Genomic DNA, 26,494 nt, shown 5'->3' on the forward strand with positions numbered 1-26,494 from the left:
CCTCCCCGCTTTCCTACCCCGCCCCCATCAGGCTAAACGCGAAGTTTACCCCGCTGGGGTAATAGCTTTTCGGGGCGGCGCGGCGCACACTGGGCGCCATCGTTTCTAACACAAGTAAGGAAGGGAGGAAACGATCATGAGCATCGACGAAGAGAAGGGGGCCGCGGGCGGACCGGCTCCCAAGAAGCGTCCCAAGCGCGGGTGGATCGTCGCCGGCGTGGTGGCGGCCATTATCGTGGTGGCCGGCGCCGGGTTCTGGGTGTGGCACGAGCAGCCGAGCTTCTGCAACGCCATCTGCCACAGCCCCATGGACTACTACGTGGAGACCTACGACTCCGGCGACCCGAACCTGGGCGTGACCGTGCACGCGAAGGCCGGCGAGTCGTGCCTCGACTGCCACACCGCCGAGCTGACGACCCAGATCTCGGAGGTGTGCGCCTGGGTGTCCGACAACTATCCCATGACCGAAGACGGCACCATGCTCGCCACCGGCAAGCAGTTCGCCAGCGAGGAGTTCTGCGCGCGAGCCGAGTGCCACGGAGGCAAGTCCTTTGACGAGATCACCGCGGGCCTGTGGGGATTCGCCGGCAACGACGAGAAGTACAACCCGCATTCCAGCCATCAGGACATGGCCTTGGAATGCGGCGACTGCCACAAAGCCCACGAGAACCAGGTGCTCGTCTGCAACGAGTGCCATGATCTGACCCTGCCCGAGGGATGGGAGGCTCCCAATGTCCAGTAACGTAACACGTCGCAGCTTCTTCAAGGGCGCGGGCCTTGCGGCCCTGGGCGGCTTGTCCGCTGCGGCCCTCTCCGGCTGCGGGCACGGCTACGCCGCCGCCGAGCCGACCAATCCGAGCACCGGCGACTTCGGCGGCCCCTCCTGGCTGGGAGCGCCGCCCGTCATCGATGAGGCCGACATCACCGAGACCATCGACACCGAGGTGCTCGTGGTGGGCATGGGCACCGGCGGCATCCCGGCCATGATCTCGGCGGCCGAGAACGGTGCGAAGGTGCTCGGCATCGACCGCCAGGGCACCCCCCATAACGTCCGCGAGGACATCGGCGCCATCGATTCGCGCCTGCAACAGGCCTCCTTCGACGAGTTCCCGGAGTTCCGCATCGAGAAGAAAGAGGCCGTCGAGGATATCGTCCGCTACGCCAACGGCTTTGTGAACTACGACCTGGTGAAGCTGTGGGCCGACGAGTCCGGCGCCATGGTGGACTGGCTCACCGACATCATCCAGCGCGACGGCAAGCTCGTCATGGAATTCGAGGGCGGCGTGGGCGACACCTCCGACCCGGGCCGCGACAAGGCCTTCGCCACCGGCCACAGTCCCCAGCCCACCGACGCCCTGGGCGAGGACGAGGAGTGGGGCTTCGCGGAATCCATCCTGGCCTATGCCGCTGAGCAAGGCGCCGAGGTGCGCTGGTACACCGAGTTCATCAAGTGCGAGACCGATGAGGTCGGACGCGTGACCGGCGTCATCGCCCGGGACGTGCAGGGCGACCGCCACTACCTGCGCATCAACGCGAGTCGCGGCGTCATCCTCTCCACCGGCGGCTACGGCAACAACCTGGAGATGATGGAGGACCGCCAGGCCTGGAATCAGAAGATCCGTATCGCGGCCCCCGGAAGCGGCGGCAATCCCACCGGCTCCGGCATCAAGGCAGCGCTGTGGCTCGGCGCCACCATGGATCCGCTCGGTGCCGCTTGCACCTTCAACCGCGCCTGCGTGAAGCCCGACCAGTACGCCGGCGACGGAGTGCTCGGCCGCTGGTTCTGGTTCGGCGAGCAGCCCTTCCTGAAGCTGAACCTGAAGGGCGAGCGCTTCTGCAACGAGAGCGGTCCCTACGACTACATGCTGCACTCCACCATCATGCAGCCGCACCAGACCTACGTGGACATCTGGGACGCGAACCACGCCGCGCAGGCCGAGGCCTTCGACGAAGTGGGCTGCTGCCGTCTGTTCCCCTTCCCCAACGGGGCGAAGAACAACATCCCCATGCAGGTGGTGGACGGCATGATTGAGAAGCTCATCGAGGACGGCTACGTGCAGAAGGCCGACACCATGGAGGAGCTGGCCGAGAAGCTGAACCTGCCGGTGGAGACCACCGTGGCCTCGTGGAAGCACTACAACGAGATGGCCGCGGCCGGCGAGGACACCGATTACTACAAGGAGAAGCATCGCCTGATGCCCATCGACACGCCGCCCTTCTACGGCGTGCGCACCGGCGCATGGTTCCTGGCGACGCTGGACGGCATCACCATCGACACGAACATGCACCCGTGCGATGAGAACGGCGACCCCATTTTGGGCCTGTACCTCACTGGCAACGACTCCGGCGGCTTCTTCTCCGTCAGCTATCCGAACCTGCTGACTGGCCTGGCCTGCGGGCGCACCATGACCTTCGGGCGCCGTGCCGGCATGCTGGCCGCCACCGGACAGGCGTAGGGCCGCGCACTCGCGAAGCGCCGTTCGCTTTTGCTGGTCACCTACCCTGCATCCCACGAAAGCAATTCGCCAAGCCCTTCCTAAGGGATGCCGTCGGTCGCGCCTCCCCTCCAACGACCAGCGGTTATAAGAGAAGACCCCCTGTCCGTGCGGACAGGGGGTCTTCGCGTGTAGAATAGAGGGAGGTGGAAGGGAGCTGTATGAAAACGGAAAGCACAACGAACGAAGCTCAACCTCTGCGCGGGTTCGTCGCGCTGCTCTTGACGCTCGGCGCCACATCTCTCATGAACGGCTCGCTCTTCCCGCAGTTCGACGCCATCTTCATGTTCGCCCGCGACATCTCCGTCACGTTCTCGGCGGCAACCTTGCTCGGCCTCGGATTCGCGGCCTACCGCGCGCCGCGCCTTTTGCGGGAACGTGCCATCGTCGGCACGGCGGTGGCGTGCCTTCTGGGAGGCGGTGCGCTTCTGGCCCTGGGCCTCGAGCTGGAATCGCCAACAGCGCTCGTCGCGGGGGCGAGCCTCGCTGCCATCGGCCGGTCGGTGGCCACGGTGTCGACGGCGCTTTATCTCGCGCGCCTCGAAATGCACGCGACGGCCGCGATCATCGCGCTGGCCTACACCGTTCAGCTGGCGGCGAGCCCTGCGTCATCGCTTCTTCCCCCGTGGGTCGGAACCGCCCTCTTCCTCATCTTTCCCTTAGCGGCCATTGCACTCACGGCCCGGGGCGCGCGCCTTTACTTCGACATGGCCCACGACCGCCCCGCCCCCAGCGACATCGCCGTCACACGACCGGCCTCGTTCCTGGCGCCGTTCTCGGCCCTATTCGTCTGCCTCTTTCTCTTTCAGGTGGCCTTCGGTTTCGCCCTGCGCTTCGGGGAAGTGGACGGCGTGCCCCGCGCATCAATCCTCTCGGCGCTGCCCCTGGCGTGCGTGGCCCTGTACGTAACGCTCTCGCGCCGGCGCTTTCCCGCCGACGGGCTCGTGCAACTGTCGGCCCTCGCGGTGATGGCCGGGTTCCTTTTGGCAACCCAGCCCCTGCTCATTGCCGACGGCGGCGCGGCCGACGTGGCACTGCTGAACGCCGGTAACGGACTGTTCGCCATGGCCGCCCAAATGGCGCTTATCATGATCGCTGCCCGAAATCCGCTGGGCGCCATCACGACGGTGGCCTGGGGAACCGGCGTCTCAGCCTCGGGGTCGCTTACGGGCGCCGCCGCTGGCATGCTGGCCAATGCCGCCGCCGAAAGCGTTCCGACGCTGCAAGCGGCCATCCCCGCCGCCCTCCTGCTCATATTCGCTGCCTACGTGACGATCGGACTGAAGCGCTTCACCTTCGCCGGCGCTATCGACGGCATCGATCCAGTGCCGGTGGGTATGCCGGCGTCAACCAAAAACGGGACCGGTGCGGGAGAAGGAGCAGGAACCGGCGCCGATGCGGGAGCGGGGGCGATCCCGATGCCCGCAGCTCGCACCACCGACGAGACCTTCGCCACCCGCTGCGCAACCATCGCGAGCGAGTTCTCCCTCACCCCACGGGAGGCCGAGGTGTTCGCCATGCTCGCCCGCGGCCGCGATCGCGCCTACATCGAGGAAGAACTCGTCGTGTCCCGCAACACCGTGAAGGCCCACGTGAAGCACATCTACGCGAAGCTGGACATCCACTCCCATCAGGAACTGCTTGATCTGGTGGAGGGCTAGACACTTCCCAGCGGCCACTTTTGCGGCGGCCTGTCAATCGAGAAACCGTTCTCAAATTATGAACAATTTACTCGCCTTTCTTCGGATTTGACCAGGCAGCGACACGCGAACGATAGAATAGGGGGAAAACAACCGAGCTGGGAGGCATTGTGGCCATTCGCATCATCGTTGATTCGTCGGCGGACATAGAGGAAGACTACGCCCGCGACCACGGCATCCAAATCATCCCCATGACCATCACCTTCGGCAACGAGGAATTCGCCGAAGGCGTCGACATCACCCGAACCGAGTTCTTCCAGCGCCTCGTGGAGACCGACGAGCTGCCGCGCACCAGCCAGATCCCACCCATGGTGTTCCAGGACATCTTCCAGGAAATCGTGACCGCCGGCGACACCGCCGTGGTCATCACGCTCTCGAGTCACATCTCCGGCACCTACCAAAGCGCCTGCATCGCCGCTGCCCCGTTCAAGGAGTCGGTGTTCGTGGTCGATAGCGAGAACGCCACTATCGGAGAACGCCTCCTCGCGGAGCGCGCCTGGGCACTGCGCGAGGAGGGACTCTCGGCCGCCGACATCGCCTACTGCCTCGACCAGGAGAAAAAGGACATCCGCCTCGTGGCCTCCCTCGACACGCTGGAGTACCTGCATCGCGGCGGACGCATCTCGGGCGCGGCGGCGGCCATCGGCGGCCTTTTGTCTATCAAGCCCGTGGTGGGCGTCGTCGATGGCGACGTGGTCGTGCTGGGCAAGGCCCGCGGCTCGAAGGCCTCGCGCAACATGGTGTTCGAGGAGATCGAGAAGGCCGGCGGCGTCGATCTCACGCGCCCGATCTGGGTGGCCTACTCCGGACTTTCCGACAAAACCGCCCGCAAATACATCGCCGACTCACTCGCCATCGCCACGGAAAAAGGGCTCATCTCGAGCCCCGACGAGATTGAGATGCCCCTCACCTTGGTCGGAGCCGTCATCGGCACGCACGTGGGCCCGGGAGGGGTCGCCTTCGCCTTCTTCGCAAGGGAGTAGGCTTCAGGCGCTGCAAAACAGCGGGTCGGCGCCGGACGGGCAAAACAAAAGGCCCCTCGAGAGGGGCCTTCCAACCTGCGGGATGCTCGCCTGCGCTAGACGCGCTTGATGACGCGGCCGTCGCGGGTGTCGATCTGCAGGACGTCGCCGATCTCGATGAACGTCGGCACCTGCACCTCCTTGCCCGTCTCCAGGGTGGCCGGCTTCAGCGTGTTGGTGGCGGTGTCGCCCTTGAAGCCCGGCTCGGTGTGGGTGACCTCGAGCTCCACGAACATCTGGGGCTCCAGGCTGATGAGCTCGTCGCCGGCGTACAGCAGCGTGGCCTCGTCGTTCTCCTTCAGCCAATCGGCCGCGGAGCCCACCATATCGGCGGAGACGGGCATCTGCTCGAACGTGCTGTTGTCCATGAACCAGTAATCGGCGCCGTCGTTGTAGAGGTACTGCATCTTCTTGGACTCCAGGCGCACGGAGTCGAACTTGGTGCCGGCGTTGAAGGTGTAGTCCACCACGCGCCCGGTCTTGATGTCCTTCAGCTTAGTGCGCACGAACGCGCCGCCCTTGCCCGGCTTCACGTGCTGGAACTCGACAATGGTGCACATCTTGCCGTTGTTGATGATGCACATGCCGTTCTTGAAATCGGCGGTAGAAATGCTTGCCACGGATGTTTCCTTTCCTGCTCACGCGCCGTGGAAACCCTCCGGTCGCCCGCCGCGTTTGGTTTAAACCGTTACAGTATAGCCGTCTCGCGCCCTCTTCGCAAAGAAAATATGAGAGGACGCAGGTCGACGAGGACAAGCATCCCTCCATCGACCCCTAATCGCCCCTAATCGACGTAGCTGTTGATGAGGGCGAACAGCTCCTGTTTCTTGTGGATGTCCAGTTTCTGGTAAAGCCGGCGCAGGTGCGTCTTCACCGTGTTGTCGGAAATGAACAGCTCCGTGGCGATGGAGGAGATGGTGCGCCCTCGCGCCACCAGGGCCATCACCTCGATTTCCCGCTGCGACAAGGCGTACTTCCTCCCGATGAGGTCGCACCGGAGGGCCGTCTTATCCTCGTAGTGCGGCTGCTCGGCATCTCCCAGGGCCTCTTCCGCGATCGCGTCGTCCGCATCCAAGTCGATGGCGCCATCCGACGCCGGATCGGTCGCGCCCTCCCGCGTCCGAGCCAGCGACAGGAACTCGATGGGCCGGCTCGTCTCCGAGCGCGAGGGATGAAGCGCCCGTGTTCCGTACAGAACAAGCGCCAGAAAGCACACCGACCCGAGAGCTATAACGGCATACGGGGAGACGTCGAATGCCGTGCCGCAGGGGGCCAAAGCGCCCAGAAGGTACCCCAGACCTTGCGCGGCTACGCAAACGAGCGTCTGGAAGCTCAGGCAGAACACCGGGTCGATGCCGTAGTCGTGCGACACCTGAACGGCGAGGATCTGAACGCTCAGCGACAGAAAGCTGTAAATCATGTACAGAAGCGCGGCCGCAACGACAAGCGGAGTCCCATAGGCGAACGGAAGCGCCCCGAGAGCCACCACGATCAGGGGAAACGCCAGCCGGAACACACCGTCGATGGTGTAGCGCACCGTCCGAAACCGCCACAGCAGCATAAGGGCGATGGGGGCGAACAGCCCCGCGAGCGCGGAACCGTAGTTGACAAACGTCATCGCCGTCGTGCCGATGGAGAGAAACCGCACCATTCCGCCGAGAAAGGCAAAGGCTCCGCAGTACAGCACGCTGCGCCAGAAACTGCCGAGCCCGTGGATATAGCTCACCCGGTTGTCAGCGAAAGAGCACGTCGCCATCGGCGAGGCAAGGTCGATCTGGCGGTTCTGCGCGAGAAGCAATATCCAACTGGCGGCCAAAAGGGCCGTTGAAATCGCCAGCGTCACCGCCGCGCCCGTAAAGGATTCGAAGAACGTCCTTGCGAAAAAGCTCACCACCCATGCCAAGAGCAGCGCCATCAAACTGACCTCGATATCGCGCAACGATATAACGTAGAGCCACGAGAATACAAGCGCATAGGAGCCCGCAACGGGAATCGCGATGCCGAGCACCCACTGAGCCGTCCCCTCCACCATCGGCAGGCCGGACACGAGCAAGCTCGCAAGGGCGACGCAGGGAACCACGCCCATCCCGAAATGGCGCAGCGACCGCCGCGACAGAGTGCACCACAGCATCGCCACCGCGCTCACCACGACGCCAATTGCAATTCCCACGCCATGGGAACCGTAGAAGGCCCCCGAAGGGACAGAGAGCCAGTCGCTTTTCCACAAGAACAGCGACGAGAGCGACATGGCCGCCGCCATGCCGATCGACGATGAAACGACCTTGCCCACATCGAACAGCTTCACCGATTGCGACCCCCTCTTCAACTGCGAACAAACCGAAGTCTACCAGATCAGGAGGAGAACCGCCGCAAGCGGGGCATCTTTCGCTCCTCTCCAATCTCTCTGCCATCAGGCATTTCTCGGTAATTCACGAAAAAGGTTGACAGCTGAAAACGACTTTTCACCAAAACAGGGTCTCACACAAGCCGCTCTTCCGAGGCCAAACTGGCATCAGACGGCACAGACACCGGAGGGGTGTCGCCTCGAGGAGAAAGGAGACCATTTATGGCACAAGCAACAGAGAGGACCGTCTCGCGGAGGGGGTTCGTCAAGGGCTCTACCCTATCGGCCTTAGCGGCCATGGCCGGAGCAGGGGCCGCAAGCTCCCTCTTCGGCTGCGCACCCCAAACGGCAGAGAAGGGCGAAGACCTCGCGCAAACGGGAACCACCGACGTCGTGGCCAACGACATCCCCGAGGAGGGAGAGGTCATCTGGCAGAGCTGCTGCCACTGCGGCTTCGTCGCCTGCCCCCTGAAGTGCCACGTCGTGGATGGAACCCTGCGCTGGGTCGACAACGACACCGAAGGCGACGACGAGTTCGGTGGCGTCTCGTTCCGTTCCTGCCTGAAGGCGCGCTCTGTGCGGAAGTGGATCAACAGCCCCGATCGCCTCAAGTACCCCATGAAGCGCACCGGCAAGCGCGGTTCAGGCGAGTTCGAGCGCATCAGCTGGGACGAGGCGCTCGACATCATCGCCGAGAAGTACCGTTACACCCTTGACACCTACGGGCCCGAGGCGTTCTTCCTGTGCGCAACGGGAACCCGCAACTACCCCATCCAGCGCCTGTTCAACCTCACCGGCGGACATCTGGGAACCATCAACTCCGAGTCCAACGGACAGATCGCGCAGACCGCCAACTACCTCTTCGGCTTCGACGGCCAGACCTTCGACTGTGCCGGTGGCCTCGGAAGCAACACCTCCGCCATTAAAGATGCCGACTGCGGGCTGTTCTTCGGCTGCGGCTCGGGCGAATCGCGCATGTGCGGAATGGGGGAAGTGTACGAGGTGGCCAAGGCGCGGGAAGCCGGCATCCCCGTCGCCTTCGTCGACTACCGCCTGGGCGAGGGGTCCTCGGGCAACCCCGATGAGTGGTTCCCTATCTACCCCGGCACCGACGGCGCCCTGGCAAGCGCCATCGCCTACGTCATCATCAGCGAGGGCAAGCACGACAAGGCCTTCCTGGACAAATACGTCGTCGGCTTCGACGCCGACACCATGCCCGAATCGGCTCCGGCGAACTCCTCCTACATGGACTACATCATGGGCACCGGCTACGACAATATCCCCAAGACGCCCGAGTGGGCGGCCCCCATCTGCGGCCTTCCCTCCGAGAAGATCACGTACCTGGCGCACTTCATAACCGACCATGAGACCTGCTTCATCACCCAGGGCTTCGGGCCCCAGCGCCGCCACAACGGCGAATGGAACGCCGCCGCCATCGCCGCCCTCCCCGTCATCACCGGCAATATCGGCCGAGCGGGCACCTGCCCGGGGCTCAACGGCAAGGGTATGCAGATGAACTTCGACGGCGGCATGTGGAACTCGGTGCCCATCGGCGAAAACCCCGTCACCAAGAAGATCTCCATCTCCGGGCGCTTCAACGCCATGGACCATCCCCTGGAGATGACCGCACTGACCGACGGCATCCAGGGTGGCGACAAGCTCGAGGTCGGCATCAAGTTCCTCGCTCTTTACGAGGCCGGCTGCTTCGGCAACTCCAGCTCGGATTTGAACTGGGCGGCCACCATCCTCGAGGACGAGAGCAAGTGCGAGTTCATCCTCGGCTGCGACGTCATCATGTCTACCTCCCTGCCCTTCTGCGACATCATCTTGCCCGATCTCATGTACCAGGAACGCATGAACATGGTCTCCACCGTGACCGGCGGCTCCGCGCTCGGCTTCGTCTTCGGCCGCCCCGTGCAAGAGCCGCAGTTCGAATGCCGCCTCTCCTACGACTGGGTCGCCGATCTCGCCGAGCGCCTCGGCCTGCGCGACGAGTTCACCGAAGGCAAGACATGGGAGGAATGGATGGAGACCCGCTACGAGGAGTACAGTCGCCCCTCGGCCCCCAACGGCAACGCCCCGTCCTTCCAGGAGGGCTTGGAGATGGGCTTTTGGCGCGATCCCGTCGAGGCCGTCCCCTTCATCGCGCTCAAAGATTACGTCGAGGACCCGGAAGGACGCCCCCGGACGACTCCCTCGGGCAAGATCGAGCTGTACTCCGAGCGCCTGGCCACCATACGGGACACCTGGACGTTCCACAACGGGGAGCGCGACGTGGTGCGGCCGGTGCCCAGCTATTTCCCCGAGATCGAGGGCGTGGCCGACGTTAACGAGACCTACCCCCTCCTGTTCTCCACCTGGAAGGCGAAAAACCAGTTCCACAGCCGCTACCAGGTGATCGAGGAGCTGCAGCAGGCCTGCCGTCATTGCCTGTGGATCAACCCCATCGACGCCGAATCGCGCGGCATCCAGAACGGTGACACCCTGCGCGTGTTCAACGACCGTGGCGAGGTGCAGATCATGGCCCGCGTGACGGCGCGCATCATGCCCGGCGTCGTGGGCATGCCCCATGCCCACCGGCGCGAGGTGTTCGACGGCGTGGACATCGGTGCCAACGCCAACACCCTGAGCGGCCACCACTGGTCGCCCATTTCCAAGAACTGCCCGTCGACCGGCTCTACGCTCGTGCAGGTCGAGAAGGCTTAAGGAGGCTTCCCATGACGCAATACGGTTTCTATTTCGACTCTTCGCGCTGCACCGGCTGCAAAACCTGCGAACTCGTCTGCAAGGACTACCACGACCTGGGGCCCGACATCTTGTTCCGCCGCATTTACGACTTCGAGGGTGGCAGCTGGGAGAAAACCCCCGAGGGGGCGTGGAACAAGACGGCTTTCAACTACCATCTGGCCGTCTCCTGCAACCACTGCGACAGCCCCGCCTGCGTGGAAAACTGCCCCACGGGCGCCATGCGGAAAGACGCCGAGACGGGCCTTGTGAACGCCGACCCGGAAGTGTGCATCGGCTGCGGCACCTGCCAGAAGTCATGCCCCTACGACGCGCCGCGCATCGATGCGGAGCTGTCGGTCTCCCGCAAGTGCGACGGCTGCCTGGCCCGCGTGCGCAACGACGAGCAGCCCATGTGCGTCGGCTCCTGCCCGCTGCGCGCTCTGGAGTTCGGCCCCATCGACGAGCTGCGCGAGAAGCACGGCGATCTCTGCCAGGTGCCGCCCCTGCCCGAGCCGACCACGGGCCCCAACCTCGTCATCGGAAGCTGCCAGGCCATCGACTCCGACACCTACAACCTCGACGAGGGCTACCTAGCCAACCCCCTCGAAGTGGAGTAGCCATGAACGCGCCCGCTGAGAACACCGCGCCCTGCGCGCTGGTACTGGGAACGCTCTTCCTTGAGAAGCCCTCTTCTTCGACAGCCAAACTGCTTTTGGAGGGCCTGGCGTCCGCGGATCTTCCGGCCGAGTGGCCCTATGGCGATAAGGCGGCCTTGGAGGAAATCGGCGAGCAGCTCCAGTGCACGGTCGGGGCCGACCCTGCTGACCTCGACCGCGACTACCATCGGCTGTTCGTGGGGCCAGGCAAGCTCGCCGCGCCCCCGTGGGGGTCGGTCTACCTCGACTCGGAGTCGGTGCTGTTCGGCGATTCGTGCGTCGCCCTGCAGCGCTGGATGCGCGCTCGCGGCATCGAACTGCACGAAGGGGAAAGCCGCGAGCCCGTCGACCATATCGGGCGCATGCTCGTGCTACTCAGCTGGCTTTGCGACAACCAGCCGGATCAGGTCATCCCCTTCATGGAAGAGCACCTGATGACCTGGGCGCCGCGCTATTTCGCGCAGCTTGAGCCAGCGGCCGCCGGCACTCTGTACGAGCCGCTGGGGCATCTCGCCTCGCTCACACTCGAAGGCGTCCCCCTCCTTCGGCAATCCTAGCCCTCCCCGTTTCAAGGGCGTCCGATCCTCCCCTTCGTCGGACGCCCTTCTTTTCTCATATGAAGCTGGTCATGCAGTCAGCTTCACCCTTTGGCAACCTTAGGAGCCCCTATGAATTTCCTCTTCCTCTTGATTATCGCGGCAGTGGCGGTCTACCTCCTTCGACGCCCTCTCAAGGCGCATCCTTCTTTCTTCTACGGCATTGCCGTCATCCTCGACCTGCTCTACTTTGTTGGCTCCACCTTCGGTGTGCCCCGCTGGCTGTGGACGCCCCTTGTCGATCTCATCCAAAAGTGCGAGCTTGCCCTCGCGCTCTTTGCCATTGTCATGTTCATAGGCTGTCTCGGCAAGGAACAAGCTCTCTACCGTCAGATGAAGCCGATCAGGGCCGAGCTTTCCATTGTCGCATGCATTCTCTGCTTTGGGCACATGGCCGTGTACCTCGACTCCTATCTGCCTAGGCTGCTCGGCAATGCGAGCATCAACGGTAATGTTGCCGTCGCCTTCGGTGTGGCCGTCGCGCTCTTCGTGCTGCTCGCTCTTCTCGGCGTCACGTCCCTCGGCATCGTGAAGCGGGCCATGAGCAGCCGTCGCTGGACGCGCATCCAGCGATTCGCCTACTTATTCTTCGCCCTGATATTCTGCCATCTTGCGCTCATGCTTCTTCCCGCCGCTCTGCGTGGAGGCATTGCCGCCCAGGAATCGCTTTTCATATACACGGCGATGTTCGGGGCCTATGGAATACTGCGTTTGGGCAAAGCCGCCGCAGAGCGCCACGAGCAAGCGCGGGGAAACGCGACCGGGGCGCCGTCTATCACTAGGGAAGAAGAAACGTCCATCGGGAATGCCGCTTAGAAGGGGTGAGCGAGCTGCCAAAGGACGCTTCCCCAACGAGTCGAAATTTTCATCCTAAACGGAGCTCACTCTTGCCTGGAGACGCCGCCTCCTTGAACGAGTGGATCGGCGGCGCTTTCTCCGCGTGCCTTCGATCGGGCGCGGGCGGCGTCGCGCAGCTTGCCGTAGAGGCCCATGTAGACGTTCACGATGACGCCGGTGAAGGCGGCGCAGACGAAGGTGCCCTCGCGCACGCCGGCCAAATGGCCCACGAACCGAAACGCGCACAGGCACGCCAGGGCCGCGCAGACGAGATCGAAGCCCACCTTCACGGTACCGAAGCGAGCGTGAGTCTTGCGCACCACGGCCTGCACCACGGCCTCGCCGCAGTTCATGACCGTGCCCGAGACGACCGTCATCACGATGCCAAGGGCGAGAATCGCCATGCCGCCGGCGAGCCACAGCCACGAGGCGATATAACTCGTCGGCGCAGCAGGGCCGAGCAGTGCCATGAAGGCGTCAATGCACACGCCGAAGAACACCGAGATGGGAATCTGCCACAAGTCCACTAGGCGGAACTCCCGACGCAAAAGGGCGATCTGCACCAGCACGAGGAAGCACTGCCACCCCAGCATGAACGTGCCGAAGCTCACCGCCGTGAACCCGAGGGAGAGCACGTTGGGCGTGGCAGAGATGGGCGAATTGCCCAAATCGGCCTTCACGACGATGTCGATGCCAAGCCCCATGACCGCGATGCCCGCCAGCATAAGCGCGATGCGGCCCGTCAGAAACAGGGCGGCGCGCAGCGTCAGCGATCGCTCGGCGAGAGCGGCGGGCAAGCCTTCCGCAGATTCAGTCGAAGGAGGAAGACCGTCTTGAGTGCCTCGGACGCCTTCGGCCGAAGACGCAGTCTTTAAGCCGCCGGCTTGCGGCGAGGGTCTGTCGGACGGATCGGCAGATGCTCCCGAGCGCTCGCGCCCCATGGATTTTCCCTTGGCCCGAATCTCGCTCCCACGATTGATCTTCCGTTCCGTCATCGTCTCCTCACCGTCCTTTCCGGTATCGCGGTTGTACTCTTATCTTTTCAGTTATAGCACTGAGAAGGTTCTGGCTCGCAGAAAATACGCGAGCACAACCACGCAAAGGTTAGATGGCGCAAACTCAACCGCTCACCGCCGACGAGCGGCATTGTGTCTTTCTAGCGCACCGCCCGTACGGACGGCGCGGCATCTTAGATGACCACGAGGTCGTGGGTGGAGTTGGTGAACACGTCGAAGCCGTCGTCGGTCACGACGCCGAAGTCCTCCAGGCGCATGCCGAACTTGCCCGGCAGGTAGATACCGGGCTCCACCGTGACGACGTTGCCGGCAACGAGAGGTCGCTCGTTGCGCGGAGCGAGCACCGGTTCCTCGTGGATGTCGATGCCCACGCCGTGACCGAGCCCGTGCCCCATGCGGCCGCCGAAGCCGGCCGCCGCCAGCACCCCCTCGGCTCGCTCATGGGCCTCTTTGCCCGTGACGCCGGACCGAAGCATAGCTTCCACGGACTCGTTGGCCTCCCGCAGCGCGTCCCACGCCGCCCGCATCTCCGGGTCGGGCTCGCCGAGGAAGACCGTGCGCGTCATGTCCGAGCAGTAGCCGTAGGAGCGGGCACCGAAATCGAGCACGACGCACTGGCCGGCCTCCAGCATGGTGGCGCCGGGAATGGCGTGCGGGCTCGCGCCGTTGGGCCCAGTGGCCACGATGGAGGGGAACGCCAGGCCCTGGGCACCATGGCGCAGCATGAACTCCTCGAGCTCCAGCTGCACTTGGCGTTCCATCATGCCCGGGCGCATATAGCGAACGATGTGCTCGAAGGCGGCGTCGGTAATGGACTGGGCGCCGCGCATCCGCGCGATCTCGTAGCGGTCCTTCACCGCGCGCAGGCCCACCACGACGCCATCGGTCTCCACGAAGGGCTCCTCCGCGTCGGCTTCGGCGAACGCCTTCTGCAAGCGGCGGCACTCAGCCAGCGAGATGCCGTCCTCGATGCCCAAAAGCGCATCGACCGCCCCGGCGCCCCGGTCGCTCCACCGCTTGGCAGCGAACTGCGCATGGGTCTCGCGCTCGGCACTCACTTCCAGAGGCTTGTGGCGCGCGGCGTTCTCGCAGGCCGTCACATAGCGCGAGTCGGTATGCAGCCACGCGTGGTCGGGGCAGACATACAGTGCATGAGCCGCCTCCTCGTCGAAGACATCGTCGAAGGCGGTGAGCCACTGGATGTTCGACGTGTCGCGCACGAGAAGCGCCCTCACGCCCAGATCGGGAAACGTCTCGCGCAAGCGAGCCAGGTGCCGCTCGCAGGCCTTCGGATCGTTCAACTCGTCGAATACCGTCATGAATTCCTCCTGGTTCGTCCGGACGCCCCGTCGCACCGGCATCCTACCCTATCGGGCTATTCGCTACCTTCGGCCACAGCGTTTTCCAGCAGAATATCCAGTGCGCGCAGGTAGCCCTCTTTGCCGAGGCCCTTCACCTGGGCGACGCAGGCCGGCGCGATCACCGAGTGGCGGCGGAACTCCTCGCGCTTGCTAATGTCCGAGATGTGAATCTCCACCACCGGCACGTCGATACATTCCACAGCGTCGTGCAAAGCGTAAGAATAGTGCGTGTGCGCCCCGGGGTTGTACACGATACCGTCGTAGTTGCCATGGGCCGCATGCAGCCGATCGATGAGCGCGCCCTCATGGTTCGACTGGAAGCAGTCGACCTCGCAGCCATGCTCGGCCCCGTAGGCACGCACCATCTCCTCGATGGCCTCAAGCGTGTCCGTGCCATAAATAGCCGGATCACGCACCCCCAACATATTCAAGTTAGGCCCATTCATGAGCAGTATCTTCTTCAACAAAGTTCGCCTCTCTCCGATCGGTCGGGGAAGGTGCTCCGCAGACCTCTGCGCGCCCCCTGGAGAACGCGGCCGTTAAGAAACAGCTTCCACTTCAGCAGCAACGATGCCGGGATGGTACCGGCTTATGTGCGTCATCTTCGCTGTTTCTTTTGCCGCGTTCGGAAGGGGATCAAGCGCGCAGCGGGCTGCGGAGCACCTTCCCCGACCGATCGCCGTCAACGTCACAAACTCTTGGAAGCCTCCCACCGGCGCAGGTGCGCGAGGATCACGTCGTCGGGCACGGCGACGAGTTCCCATTGGCCGATGTCGCGCGGCAGCACGAAGCGCACCTCGCCGGCGCGGGTCTTCTTGTCGCGCTTCATGGCGGCCAGCATCTCGTCGGCCGGCGCCGACCACGCCAAGGCCGGCAGCCCCAGCGCGTCCAGCAGCTCGTCCTGGGCCTCCACCAGCTCGGCGGACGTGCCCACGACATCCATGCCGAGGCGCGCCGCGAAGCGCATGCCCTCGGCCACCGCGGCCCCGTGGGAGAACGTCCCGTAGCCCGCGAGCGATTCCACGGCGTGCCCCAGGGTGTGCCCGTAGTTCAGGCACTCGCGCACGCCGCGGCTCTCCGTCTTGTCCTCGGCCACGACGTTGGCCTTGAACACCACCGATCGCGCGATGGCCTCGGCAACCACCACCGGATCGCGCGCATCCAGAGCGGCGGCATGATCCATCATCCAGAAGAAGAACTCGTCGGAATCGATCACCGACGCCTTGGCGATCTCGGCACAGCCGCAGGCCCATTCGCGGGCGTCCAGCGTGGCGAGCACCGCCGTGGAGGCGCACACGTAAACCGGCTGCTTGAAGGTGCCCACGAGGTTCTTCCCCTCGGGCAGGTTCACGCCGGTCTTGCCGCCCACCGAGGAGTCCACCATGGCCAGAAGCGAGGTGGGCACCTGCACAAACGGAATGCCCCGCATGTAGGTGGAGGCGACGAACCCGGCCAAGTCGCCCACCACGCCACCGCCGAGAGCCACCACGGCGCAATCGCGCGTGAGGCCAAGCGCGGCCATTGCCGACCAGACTTCCCCGGCCACCGCAAGCGACTTCGAGTCCTCGCCGGCGGGCACCACGACATCGCTCACGCGGAACCCGGCCGCCTTCAGCGAGGACTTGGCCTCGTCCAAATACAGCGGCGCCACATTGGAGTCGGTGATGACGAGCAAATGCGGCGCGTCCCCCACCTTCTCCAACCGGCGCACCGACTCGCCGAGGCCGGCGAGCACCGTAGCGCCGATGCGCACATCGTAGGGCGCCTCCCCGGGGATGTTGACCACTATCTTTGTTGCGGGCACAGGATTCCCTCCTTTTCTAGAATGCGCTGCACCTCCCGCGCGATGGCGGGCACCGATTTGCCGGCGGTGCTCACGCGCACGTTGGCCACCGCCTCGTACAGCGGCAGTCGCTCCTCGCAGCGGGCTCGGGCCGCTTCCAGGTTCTGGAACAAGGGCCGGGTGGACGTATCGCTGATGCGGCTGGCGGCCTCGTCGGCGGTCACTTCCAGATACACCACGAAGCCGGCCTCGCGGAAGACGTCGTGGTTGGCCGGCGTGACCACCACGCCGCCGCCGCAGGAGATGAGCAAAGGGTCGGGCTTGGCGCCCAATTCGCGCAGCACGTCCGTCTCGATGGCGCGGAAGCCCTCCTCGCCGCCCTCGGCGAAGATCTCCTTCACCTTCTTGCCCTCGCGACGCTCGATGTAGGTGTCCATGTCCACCGAGGCCACCCCGCACGTGCGGGCGAGGCGCCGAGCCACCGACGTCTTGCCGGCGCCCATGAACCCGACGAAAAAGACCGGGCGGGTCAGTTCCATACGCTCCGCCATCTTAGCGCCCCATGGTGCGCAGCCGCGCCTTGTAGGCCTTGATGTTCGCCTTGATGTCGGCCATGCAGGTGTCTCCGAAAGCCTCCAAGTAGGCGTTGGCCAGCGCGAAGGCCACCTCGCCCTCGGCCACCACGGCCGCCGCCGGCACCGCGCACACGTCCGAGCGCTCCTTCGACGCCTCCTCTACGCAGAGCGTGTCCAAATTCACCGTTTCCAGCGGCGTCATGAGCGTCGGGATGGGCTTCATGGCCGCCGTGATCACGAGCGGCATTCCCGTGGTCATGCCGCCCTCCAGACCGCCGGCGTTGTTCGAGGCGCGGCGGAACTCGCCGTCGGCGAGCACGATGGGGTCGTGCACAAGCGACCCGGGACGCGCGGCCGCCTGAAACCCGAGGCCGAATTCCACGCCCTTGATGGCGGGGATGGAAAAGAGCGCTGCGCCCAGCCGCGAGGTGAGCCGATCGGCGCCCGTGGCGTAGGTGCCGAGCCCCGGCGCAAGCCCGCAGACCACGATGCGGAAGGTGCCGCCCAAGCTCTCGCCGTCGGACTTCGCGCGGTCGATGGCCTTCTTCATGGCGATGGTCGCCTTCGCGTCCGGACAGCGCATCTCCGAAAGCTCGATGTCGAGCGGCTTGTGCTCGGCGGCGTCGGCCATCGTCTCCTCGGGCATGGCCGCATCCCCCACCGACACCACGTACGACATCACTTCCACTCCCAGTGCCGCCAGAAACTCCCGGGCCACGCCGGCCGCGGCCACCCGGGCCGCCGTCTCCCGGGCGCTCGCGCGCTCCAAGATGTTGCGGCAGTCATCGGTGTTCGTGCGCAGGGCGCCCACCAGGTCGGCATGCCCCGGCCGCGGCGTCACCTCGCGCACCAGATCGCGCGGCGCCTCGCCGAAGGCGGCCATGCGATCCGTCCAGTTCTCCCAGTCGCGGTTGGCTACCTCAAGGGCGATGGGACTGCCGAGCGTGCGCCCGAAGCGCACGCCGCCGGTGACGCGCACCGTGTCCCTCTCGATGGCCATGCGCCCACCGCGCCCGTAGCCGGCCTGGCGCCGCGACAGATCGGAGTTGATGTGCTCCTCGGAGATGGGAAGACCCGCCGGCACCCCGGTCACGATGGCCGTAAGATTCGGCCCGTGGCTCTCCCCCGCTGTGATGTATTCCATGCGTTCGCTTCCTCGCTTGGCGCCGCCGCGGGCGCCCGAAAACAAAAACGCGTCACATTGTAGCGCAGGTGCGCCGGCGAAGCGCCTAGAACTCGGCGTTGCCCACCGTACGGGGGTGCGGAATGACGTCACGGATGTTGCTCACACCTGTGAGGTACATCACCAAGCGCTCGAATCCGAGCCCGAAGCCGGCGTGCTGGCAGGTGCCGAAACGGCGCAGATCCAGGTAGGCGCGATACTGCTCGGCGTCCATGTCCAGCTCGGCGATGCGGCGCTCGAGCACCTCCAGGCGCTCCTCGCGCTGGGAGCCGCCCACGATTTCCCCGATACCCGGCACGAGGCAGTCCATGGCGGCCACCGTGCGGCCGTCGTCGTTGAGCCGCATGTAGAAGGCCTTGATGCCGGCGGGATAGTCGATCACGAACGTCGGGCAGCCGAAGTGCTCCTCGGTGAGGTAGCGCTCGTGCTCGGTCTGCAAATCGATGCCCCACTCGACCGGATACTCGAACGCACGGCCAGCCGCCTGCGCCGCGAGCAGGATGTCGATGGCCTCGGTATAGGTGACGCGCGCGAAGTCGGAGGAGGCCACATGATCCAAGCGCTCAAGAAGCCCCTTGTCGACGAACTTGTTCAGCATGGCCAGCTCGTCAGGGCAGCGCTCCATCACGTCGTCGATGACGTACTTGAGCATGCTCTCGGCCAGCTCCATGTCGTCCTCAAGATCGGCGAAGGCAATCTCGGGCTCCACCATCCAGAACTCGGCGGCGTGGCGCGCCGTGTTGGAGTTCTCCGCGCGGAAAGTGGGGCCGAAGGTGTACACGTCGCCGAAGGCCATGGCGAAGTTCTCGGCGTTCAGCTGGCCGGACACGGTAAGGGAGGCGGGCTTGCCGAAGAAATCGGCGCTCCAATCGACCTCGCCGGCCACAAGCGCGCCGTCCGAGGCCGCGGCCGCCTCCTCGCTCACGAGCGGTACCTGGGCCGGATCAATCGTGGTCACGCGGAACATCTCGCCCGCGCCCTCGCAATCGCTCGCCGTGATGATGGGCGTGTGCACGTAGACGAATCCGCGATCCTGGAAGAAGCGGTGGATAGACCCCGCCGCCACCGAGCGGATGCGGAACACCGCGCGGAACAGGTTCGTGCGCGGCCGCAGGTGCTGCTGGGTGCGCAGAAACTCCGGCGTGGCGCGCTTCTTCTGCAGCGGGTAGTCGGGCGCCGAGGGGCCCTCGACGCGAATGCGCTCGGCGGCAAGCTCGAAGGGCTGCGGGGCGTCGGGCGTGAGCTTCAGCGCGCCTTCCACCACCAGCGCCGCCGCAACGTTCTGGTGCGCGATCTCGTCGTAGTTCTCGAGCGACGAGCGATCCATGACCACCTGCAGGTCCTTAAAGCAGCTGCCGTCGTTCACGGTGACAAAGCCGAAGTTCTTCATATCGCGGACCGACTTGACCCAGCCGGCGACCGTGACGGCCTTCCCATCGAATGCATCGGCATCGGCGTAAAGCTGGGCGATTTTCGTGCGGTTCATTATGGCGCGACCTTTCGAGAGAGTGACGTTTTCCGATGCGGCTATGATAGCAGGATGCCGCCGCGCCGCCTACGGGATGAGGGCATCCGAGCCGCCGAATTCGAGCTCGTTTACGCGAGCTCGAATTCGGCGGCCTGCGCCATAAGGCGGAACAGCTCGTCCTCGGGAATATCGAGGGCCTCCTCGTCCGCGATGTCGCGCAGGATGCCCACGGTGACGACGGCCTGGCCGACAAGCATGCCAGCGCCGTCGAGGAAGGTGCATCCCGCCGCCCGGGCGGCCCGCGCCAGCGCCGTCTCGCCATGGCCGTAGACGACGTCGAACACCGTCTGGCCGGCGCTCAGAAGCGCCGTGTCGAAGGGGGCCGGGTCGCCCGCCTTCATGCCGAGCGGCGTGGCGTCGATGATGATGTCCGCGCCCGCGATGGCCTGCCGCGACGTGGCGTAGCTGCCGAACTTGAAGCCCACCTGCTTGTACACCTCGGAAAAGCTCAGGTGCCCTTCTTTGAAGGCGGGCATGTCCACCACCCGTCCGATCATCGCCCCCAGCTCGTCGGCGTAGGTGCGCATGACGTTGCGGGCCTTCTCCTTGTCGCGGCCGATGAGAACCACCTCGGCCGGTCCCGCCTGAGCCACGGCATGCAAGATGGAAAGGGAGGTCGGCCCCGTGCCGCAGACGACGACGGACGCGCCGCGAAAATCGACGCCGGCCCGTTCCAAATAGGCCACGCAGCCCTGGCCGTCGGTGTTGTAGGCGATAAGGGCCCCGTCCTTGTTCACGAGCACGTTGGCCCCGTGGGCGAGCGTGGCCGAGGCGGCCCGCACATCGGCGGCAGCGAACGCCTCGGGTTTATAGGGCGTGGTGATGTTGATGGAAAGGAAGTCGCGAGCCGCAAGGAACGTCTCGGCCTCGGGCACCGTCGGCACATCCATGAGACCGTAATGCCAGGGCAGCCCCGCCTTCTCATAGACGGCGTTGTACATGACCGGCGATTTCGAATGGCTCACCGGGTGCCCCAGCACATACAGCTTCTCGCTCACAGCGATTCCCTTCCCGTTTCGCGCGAGGCCCCTTCGACCCCGCGCTGCGCGCCCTGCCCGAAGCGGCGAGGGGCGCTTCCTTGTCCGCGGCGCGCCGCGGGACGGCTCGCCTCGCATTCCGCGATATTGATCGCCGGCTCCGGCTTGCGATCTCCCAAAATAGCCCGCTCGACGTTGCGCAGCAGCAACGTGTGGGGCAGATCCTGCTCGACCAGCGGCTGCAGCATATAGGCCTTCATGCCCGTCAGATGGGCTCCCAGCACATCGGTCGCCAGCTGATCGCCAACGACGACCGTGTCGGCGGCGGCTCCCCCAATCTTGCGCCGGGCCACGAGAAACGCCGGCGGCAGCGGCTTTAAGGCCTTGGCCACGATGGGCAGCTCCAGCTCGCCGGCGAACCGGTACACATCGGCATGCCAGTTGTTCGAGAGCAAACAGAAGCTCACCCCGGCCTCCCGCGCCCGGCCGAGCCACATCCCCACATCGCGCGGCACGCATCCCGTGTCCCGGGCGCGCACGGTATTGTCAATGTCGAGCAGCACATGGGAAAGCCCGCACCCGAGCAAATCGCGCTCGATATCGATGGCGCTGATGCGCGAGAAATAGCGATCGGGGGTGAGAAGCGCCATGGGTCGCACCTGAAGACCAAAAGGGCGCCCTTAGGCGGCCGCGCCCTCGCCGGCGGCAGCGTCGCCCGACCCGTCGGCGCCACCAGCGTTGGAATTATCGGCGATGGCCTGCTGATGCTCCTCGTAGGTCTTGCTGAACGCCGCCTGCATGTCGCCGTCGGCGTCGGGATAGAAGTAGAAGAACATGTCCTCAGTCTGGGTCGGCTCGCACACGGCGGTGAGGCTCTCAATGCCCGGCGAGCAGATGGGCGTCGGCGGCAGGCCCGCATTCGCGTAGGTGCTGTAGGGCGTCTCGGCGTGCACCTCCTCGGCCGTGGGCTCGCGGCCCACCTCGTAAGCCGTGGTGGCGTCGGATTCCAGGTAGGGCCTATCGGAGGCGAGGCGGTTGTAGAAGACGCCGGCCACGTGATCGCGCACCTCCTGGTCGCCGGTGGACTCTTTGGCGACGATGGAGGCCAGGTTCACCGCCTGGTACAGCGTCAGCCCCTGGCTCGCCGGGTAGCTGTTGGCGAAGTCGCCGAAGATGCTGGCAGTCTCGGTGCCGAACTGGTCGAGCATCATGCGCACGACGGCCTCGGCATCCATGTCCTCGGTCACGGCGTAGGTCTTGGGAAACAGGAAACCCTCCAGCGAGTTCTCGCCGGCGCTTTCCAAAAACGCATAGTCGGCAACGTAGGCGCTCGCGTTCTCGGAAGCGGCGAGGAAGGCCTCGGCGGTGATGCGGCCGCCCGTGGCGCTCGCCACCAGCTCAGACAGCTCCGCGCGGGTGATGTCCTCGGGCACGGCGAGCGTGTCGCCCACCTGGGCGGGACCGGCCATGATGGCGCGCACCAGCTCCTCGGGGGTGCTGCCGCCCTGGAAGGTGTAGGTGCCGGGGATAAGCGCCGAGGAGGCCTCCAGGCGCGTGACCTCGTCGGTGAACTCCCGCGAGCTGCCGATGAGGCGCGCGGCCACGAGCGCGTCGCCGATGGAGGAGGCCGTCTCCCCCTCGGTGATGGTCACCTCTGCCGACTGGCCCGGCGCCAGCAGTTCCACTTGCGAGCCGACGCAGCCGCGGAAGGCAAAGAAGCACACAGCGGCGATGACGACGACGGCCACAACGCCTAAGCAGATGAACGGCACCGGCGACCTCTTCGGCATGATGGCACTCGTGTCGTAGGTGCGGAACTCCCGATCCCCCTTGGCATGCGCCGCCCGGGCGGCGCGGGAGGAGTGGGACGAATAGGTGACCTTTTTGCCATGGAGAGCCAAGGTGCGGCCTTTCTCTCTAGAACGGCCCGACGAGACCCGCGGATGCCTTAGGCGCGGGAGCGCTCGTCGAGCCAGGATTGCAGGAACAAACTTGCGGCTATCATATCAACCTTGCCGCGCATCTCCCTCTCACTCAGGCCCTTTTCACGCAAACTCCGCTTGGCCTCGGCGGAGCTAAGCCGCTCATCTGCGAAAACGTGGGGAATGCCGCAGGCGTCGCTGATGCGCGCGGCCTCCTTGCGAATGCGGGCCGCCTGGGGGCCCTCCTCGCCGGCAAGGGTGCGGGGCAGCCCGCAGACGAAAAGCTCCGGCTCCCAGTCCTCCAGAAGCCGGCGGAAGGGCTTGGCGCAACCGGTCACCTCGGCGGCGGGCATCACGCACACCGGACTTGCCACGCGCTCGCCCGGGTCGCTCACCGCCACCCCCACGCGCACTTCCCCGATATCCAGCGCCATCACGCGCATCGGGCTACTTCACCTCCAGCAGTTTCTGGCGCAGCTCGGCTTCCATGCGGCGCATCTCCGCCTCGGCCTCGGCGCGCTTGGCGCGCCCCTCGGCCTGGATCTTCATCACCTCGTCGAAGGTCTGGATGAGGTTCTCGTTGGTGACCTTCAAGGTCTCGATGTCCACGATGCCGCGCTCGGACTCGCGGGCCACTTCCACGGTGGAAGCTTTCAGCTTCTCGGCGTTCTTGCGCAGAAGCTCGTTGGTCATGTCGGTGACGGCGGACTGGGCTTTGAGCGCCGCCTCGTTATTGGCGAGCCCCAGCGCCAGCAGCATCTGGCTCTTCCACAGAGGAATGGTGTTCACGAGCGTCGTCTGGATCTTCTCGATCATGAGCATCTCGTTGTTCTGCACGAGGCGAATCTGCGGCGCCATCTGCATGGCCACCGTGCGGGACAGATCCAGATCCGACAGCTTCTTCTCGAAGCGGTTGCAGGCGGCGGCGAGCTTCTGCACCGCCTCGGCGTCCTCGGTGGAGCCCGACGCCTGAGCCTTGGCGGACAGGTCGGCAAGTTCGCCCTCACGCACCTCGGCCAGGCGCTGGCGGCCGGCCAGAAGGTACATGGTCAGCTCCTTGAAGTAGGTGAGGTTCAGCTCGTAGAGCTTGTCGAGCGTGGCCGCGTCCTTCATGAGCTGCACCTGATGACCCTCGAGGGTCTTGGCGATCTTGTCGACATTGGCCTCGGCGGTGTCGTAGCGGGTCTTGAGCGACGTGATTTTGTTCGCCGACTTCTTGAACAGGCCGAAGAAGCCCTTGTCGTCGTCATCCACGTCGAAGTTCTTGAGCTCGGTCACTACTCCGGCGATAAGATCGCCCGCCTCGCCCAAATCCTGGGTGCGCACCTTCGCGAGCGCCGTCTCGGAGAACGACGCCATCTTCTTCTGGGCGCCGGCGCCGAAGGTGAGCACCTGCTGGGAGTTCGCGATGTCGATCTGCTGGGCGAAGGCGTCCACCTGGGCCAGTTCCTCGGCGGAAAGCGAGTCAGCGAGGCTGGGCGCGGCGGGTGAGTCCACCTCGATGATGGAGGCCTCGGCCACCTCGCCGTCGTCGACGGGATCGAGCGTGAGCGTCGGGGCGGGAATGTTCGTGAGATCGGTCAGTTCGTTGGTCATGGGGCATCCTTTCTAAGATGAGGCGAGTTAGTCGGTCAGGTCAAGCGGGAAAGCGCGAAGGCGGGAGCGCGCCTAAGGCCTTCTTCGGGCATTCGCGGCAGGCGCGTCCGAAATGCCGGAGGCGGCCATGCGCGGCGCAATCGTTTACGGCTTCACATCGAAGGGGCCTTCCGTAAGTCCCTCTTGGGCGAGCATGGCGTGCAGCACCGAGATGTCGGCGGACACATCGAGGGAGAGGTCTTGGTACGTGTCGTCGAAGAGCTTCTCGAAAGCGCTGTGCAGCACGTCCAACGTATGCTCGATCTCGCTGCGCGAGCTGGAGATGTTCTCGCCTTGAATGGGCTCCTCCTCCAACCGGTCGTAGGCATCGAGCAGCTTCACCGTGGTGGGCAGGTAGTACGCGGTCAGGCGGTCGAGCCCGGCGATGATGGCCGGCTCTTCCTCGGCACGGGCGAGAATGCGGCCCACCACTTCCTGAATGGCCGTAATGCGCTCGCTCACCGCGGCGTCGTCAATGGCGGCGTTCAGCTCGTCCATCTGGCGCACGTAGTCGCGGCCGCGGGCGACAAAGGCCCGCTGCTCAGGCGTGAGGCGCTCGGAGAGATCCTGCTCGTGGGCCGCCCGGGCCGCCGCCTCGGCCGCGCGGGCGGCCTCGGCTGCCTCGCGCTCGGCAAGCGTCTGGCGCTGGCTCTGCTGGAACTGCCGATACTGGTGGTAGGCGCTCTCGGTCACCATGAGGGTGGTGTTCTCGTCGTCGATGCGGCCCTGGGGAAGGTAGCCGCCCTTGATGAGCGTGCGCGAGGTGGAAAGCGCCGCTTTGGGGCTCACCTGCATGCGCGCGGCAATGTCGTCGAAGGTGACGGCCTCGCGCTGGCCCACGGCCCGCTGGAGCGCCTTCAGCTTGGAGGCACGCCGCAGGTTGCGGACGCCGAAGCCGAGCAACGTGGCGAAACCGGCCGTCATAACGCCGAGCGCCGCCGTCACGCCGAGGCCGGGGACACCAACGGCAAGAGGATCGAGGGCCGCGATGAGCGCGGGAATTCCGATGAAGACCGTTCCCGCGCCGCCTGAGGCCGCCATGATGACGCCCGAGGCCGTCAGCCCTGCCGAGGAACGGAAGCGCTTCTTCGCCTTCGCCAGCGGCGCCCACTGCTGGGCTTGCTGGGCCACGGAGGTCACCGCTTGCTGAAAACCCTGGGGAACGCCGCCCGGTGTCCCTTGGGGCGCCCCGTAGCCCGGTTGCCCGGAGCGTTGCTGCCCGTAGGCTTGCTGGGCCGCCCGGCGCTGCGCCTCCTCTTGGGCCTTGCGCGCCTTCTTCTCCCGCTTGCGCTTCTCCTGTAGCTCCTTGTGGGCCTTCAAGTTCTTCTCGGGCGATTGCCCCAGCGCCTCGGCGGCCTCGTTCACTCCTTGGTCGACCATGCGAGCGAACTGCGAGAAGGCCCTGTCCACCGATCGGCACATCTTCTGGAAGTCCTTGGCCGACATGCCAGGAATGGGGCTTCCCGAAGGCCCGGCCGACCAAGAGCCGACGCCCGGCGCGTCCGGCGCCGGTTTCGCGCCCTGGGGGCGCCCCTTCGCATTCCCGTCGGCGCTGTCCCGCCGGGCGCTCCGCTGCTGCTCTTGGAAATCTTCGGGCATCTCGTAGACGTACTCGGGGCCGGGTTGCTGCGGCCCGGTCTGCTGCGGCCCGGTCTGCTGCGACTCGCCCTGGGGTCTCCCCCAGCTGTCGTACGGCCCTCGACCGCCCGTTCCCGGACTCTGCGGATTCATGGAACAACCCCTAACGCGCCCGCGCAGCCAGCGGATCGCATCAAAGCCGCCGAACCGCGCATCTCTTGTTTCCCCGTCATCTTACCACGACGCTTCCAGCCCCCTGCCCAACCGCACGGAATGCGCACCACCTTTAAGTTTCCCAAGCACGAAGAGCGACCGACGGGGAACAACATAAGGACGCCAGCCGCCGCCTGCGGAACCCGTTATATTCCAAAACGCCCCAGTCGGTTGACGAACAAGGGGGGTTCTGCACGAGATCTCGAGTTATAAGCGTCACGGGGGTGCGGACAGTTACTTGGACAGCGGCCTACGCCGCCAGCCCCAACCGCCTCCTGCGGTTGTCTATCGTATCGTAGACGGTCCTGCCGCCCTCCCGGAAGGCCTTTAGACGGACGGTCGAGTA

At 65.3% G+C, this 26,494-nt stretch carries 23 protein-coding genes; 8 read left to right on the forward strand and 15 right to left on the reverse strand.

What is annotated here, in order from left to right; translation table 11 throughout:
* Window positions 1-136 precede the first annotated feature (136 nt).
* The 4 genes from GO707_RS11130 to GO707_RS11145 all read left to right on the forward strand — a co-directional run bounded on the left by GO707_RS11130 (window position 137) and on the right by GO707_RS11145 (window position 5,178).
* The gene (locus GO707_RS11130; RefSeq protein WP_114540474.1) at window positions 137-742 is read left to right on the forward strand and encodes a cytochrome c3 family protein; all 606 of its coding nucleotides are present in this window, start codon (window positions 137-139) and stop codon (window positions 740-742) included.
* Window positions 732-2,456 carry an FAD-dependent oxidoreductase gene (locus GO707_RS11135; protein ID WP_157013039.1) on the forward strand — a complete coding sequence of 575 codons (1,725 nt, stop codon included), beginning with the start codon at window positions 732-734 and terminating at the stop codon, window positions 2,454-2,456. Before GO707_RS11130 ends, GO707_RS11135 begins: the two co-directional genes overlap by 11 nt.
* A 200-nt stretch (window positions 2,457-2,656) precedes the next feature.
* On the forward strand, window positions 2,657-4,156 hold the full coding sequence (locus GO707_RS11140) for a helix-turn-helix transcriptional regulator (RefSeq protein WP_157013040.1): 1,500 nt from the start codon (window positions 2,657-2,659) through the stop codon (window positions 4,154-4,156).
* A gap of 149 nt (window positions 4,157-4,305) precedes the next feature.
* Window positions 4,306-5,178 (forward strand): DegV family protein, encoded by an 873-nt coding sequence (locus tag GO707_RS11145; protein WP_198161095.1) that lies wholly within the window; start codon window positions 4,306-4,308, stop codon window positions 5,176-5,178.
* 95 nt (window positions 5,179-5,273) lie between these two features.
* Here the strand turns inward: GO707_RS11145 and efp are convergent, their stop codons facing one another.
* A complete protein-coding gene (gene efp, locus GO707_RS11150; protein WP_114516453.1) occupies window positions 5,274-5,837 on the reverse strand; it encodes an elongation factor P in 564 nt (187 codons plus the stop codon).
* Between the two features lie 164 nt (window positions 5,838-6,001).
* Window positions 6,002-7,522 (reverse strand): helix-turn-helix transcriptional regulator, encoded by a 1,521-nt coding sequence (locus GO707_RS11155; RefSeq protein ID WP_157013042.1) that lies wholly within the window; start codon window positions 7,520-7,522, stop codon window positions 6,002-6,004.
* 261 nt (window positions 7,523-7,783) lie between these two features.
* Between GO707_RS11155 and GO707_RS11160 the strand changes: the two genes are divergently transcribed.
* The 4 genes from GO707_RS11160 to GO707_RS11175 all read left to right on the forward strand — a co-directional run bounded on the left by GO707_RS11160 (window position 7,784) and on the right by GO707_RS11175 (window position 12,356).
* Window positions 7,784-10,267, forward strand: a complete 2,484-nt coding sequence (locus GO707_RS11160; RefSeq protein WP_157013043.1) for a molybdopterin-dependent oxidoreductase — start codon at window positions 7,784-7,786, stop codon at window positions 10,265-10,267.
* A gap of 11 nt (window positions 10,268-10,278) precedes the next feature.
* Window positions 10,279-10,905 (forward strand): DMSO/selenate family reductase complex B subunit, encoded by a 627-nt coding sequence (locus GO707_RS11165; protein WP_114540457.1) that lies wholly within the window; start codon window positions 10,279-10,281, stop codon window positions 10,903-10,905.
* Window positions 10,906-10,907: 2 nt separating this feature from the next.
* Window positions 10,908-11,501 carry a Tat proofreading chaperone DmsD gene (gene dmsD / locus GO707_RS11170; RefSeq protein WP_114540456.1) on the forward strand — a complete coding sequence of 198 codons (594 nt, stop codon included), beginning with the start codon at window positions 10,908-10,910 and terminating at the stop codon, window positions 11,499-11,501.
* Window positions 11,502-11,612: 111 nt separating this feature from the next.
* Complete coding sequence (locus tag GO707_RS11175) at window positions 11,613-12,356, forward strand: ferric reductase-like transmembrane domain-containing protein (protein WP_114540455.1); 744 nt, start codon at window positions 11,613-11,615, stop codon at window positions 12,354-12,356.
* 65 nt (window positions 12,357-12,421) lie between these two features.
* Here the strand turns inward: GO707_RS11175 and GO707_RS11180 are convergent, their stop codons facing one another.
* From GO707_RS11180 to GO707_RS11240, 13 genes are all read right to left on the reverse strand, one after another.
* Window positions 12,422-13,174 (reverse strand): YczE/YyaS/YitT family protein, encoded by a 753-nt coding sequence (locus GO707_RS11180; RefSeq protein ID WP_157013044.1) that lies wholly within the window; start codon window positions 13,172-13,174, stop codon window positions 12,422-12,424.
* A gap of 392 nt (window positions 13,175-13,566) precedes the next feature.
* Complete coding sequence (locus GO707_RS11185; RefSeq protein ID WP_157013045.1) at window positions 13,567-14,712, reverse strand: M24 family metallopeptidase; 1,146 nt, start codon at window positions 14,710-14,712, stop codon at window positions 13,567-13,569.
* 56 nt (window positions 14,713-14,768) lie between these two features.
* A complete protein-coding gene (gene aroQ / locus GO707_RS11190; RefSeq protein ID WP_227081068.1) occupies window positions 14,769-15,221 on the reverse strand; it encodes a type II 3-dehydroquinate dehydratase in 453 nt (150 codons plus the stop codon).
* 221 nt (window positions 15,222-15,442) lie between these two features.
* A complete protein-coding gene (gene aroB, locus GO707_RS11195) occupies window positions 15,443-16,558 on the reverse strand; it encodes a 3-dehydroquinate synthase (protein WP_227070062.1) in 1,116 nt (371 codons plus the stop codon).
* A complete protein-coding gene (locus tag GO707_RS11200) occupies window positions 16,540-17,076 on the reverse strand; it encodes a shikimate kinase (RefSeq protein WP_227070064.1) in 537 nt (178 codons plus the stop codon). Before GO707_RS11200 ends, aroB begins: the two co-directional genes overlap by 19 nt.
* Window positions 17,077-17,089: 13 nt before the next feature.
* Window positions 17,090-18,256, reverse strand: a complete 1,167-nt coding sequence (gene aroC, locus GO707_RS11205; protein ID WP_157013046.1) for a chorismate synthase — start codon at window positions 18,254-18,256, stop codon at window positions 17,090-17,092.
* 85 nt (window positions 18,257-18,341) lie between these two features.
* Window positions 18,342-19,781 carry an asparagine--tRNA ligase gene (gene asnS, locus GO707_RS11210; protein ID WP_157013047.1) on the reverse strand — a complete coding sequence of 480 codons (1,440 nt, stop codon included), beginning with the start codon at window positions 19,779-19,781 and terminating at the stop codon, window positions 18,342-18,344.
* Between the two features lie 110 nt (window positions 19,782-19,891).
* Window positions 19,892-20,821, reverse strand: a complete 930-nt coding sequence (locus tag GO707_RS11215; RefSeq protein ID WP_198161096.1) for a shikimate dehydrogenase family protein — start codon at window positions 20,819-20,821, stop codon at window positions 19,892-19,894.
* A complete protein-coding gene (locus GO707_RS11220) occupies window positions 20,818-21,450 on the reverse strand; it encodes a YqeG family HAD IIIA-type phosphatase (protein ID WP_157013049.1) in 633 nt (210 codons plus the stop codon). Before GO707_RS11220 ends, GO707_RS11215 begins: the two co-directional genes overlap by 4 nt.
* Window positions 21,451-21,480: 30 nt before the next feature.
* Window positions 21,481-22,701 (reverse strand): endolytic transglycosylase MltG, encoded by a 1,221-nt coding sequence (mltG, locus tag GO707_RS11225; RefSeq protein ID WP_114540446.1) that lies wholly within the window; start codon window positions 22,699-22,701, stop codon window positions 21,481-21,483.
* 47 nt (window positions 22,702-22,748) lie between these two features.
* Window positions 22,749-23,165 (reverse strand): Holliday junction resolvase RuvX, encoded by a 417-nt coding sequence (gene ruvX / locus GO707_RS11230; RefSeq protein ID WP_114540445.1) that lies wholly within the window; start codon window positions 23,163-23,165, stop codon window positions 22,749-22,751.
* Window positions 23,166-23,169: 4 nt separating this feature from the next.
* A complete protein-coding gene (locus GO707_RS11235) occupies window positions 23,170-24,318 on the reverse strand; it encodes a toxic anion resistance protein (RefSeq protein WP_114540444.1) in 1,149 nt (382 codons plus the stop codon).
* A gap of 144 nt (window positions 24,319-24,462) precedes the next feature.
* The gene (locus tag GO707_RS11240; RefSeq protein ID WP_114540443.1) at window positions 24,463-26,088 is read right to left on the reverse strand and encodes a 5-bromo-4-chloroindolyl phosphate hydrolysis family protein; all 1,626 of its coding nucleotides are present in this window, start codon (window positions 26,086-26,088) and stop codon (window positions 24,463-24,465) included.
* Window positions 26,089-26,494: the final 406 nt, after the last annotated feature.

This window comes from Adlercreutzia rubneri, from assembly GCF_009755265.1.
Lineage (GTDB): Bacteria > Actinomycetota > Coriobacteriia > Coriobacteriales > Eggerthellaceae > Adlercreutzia > Adlercreutzia rubneri.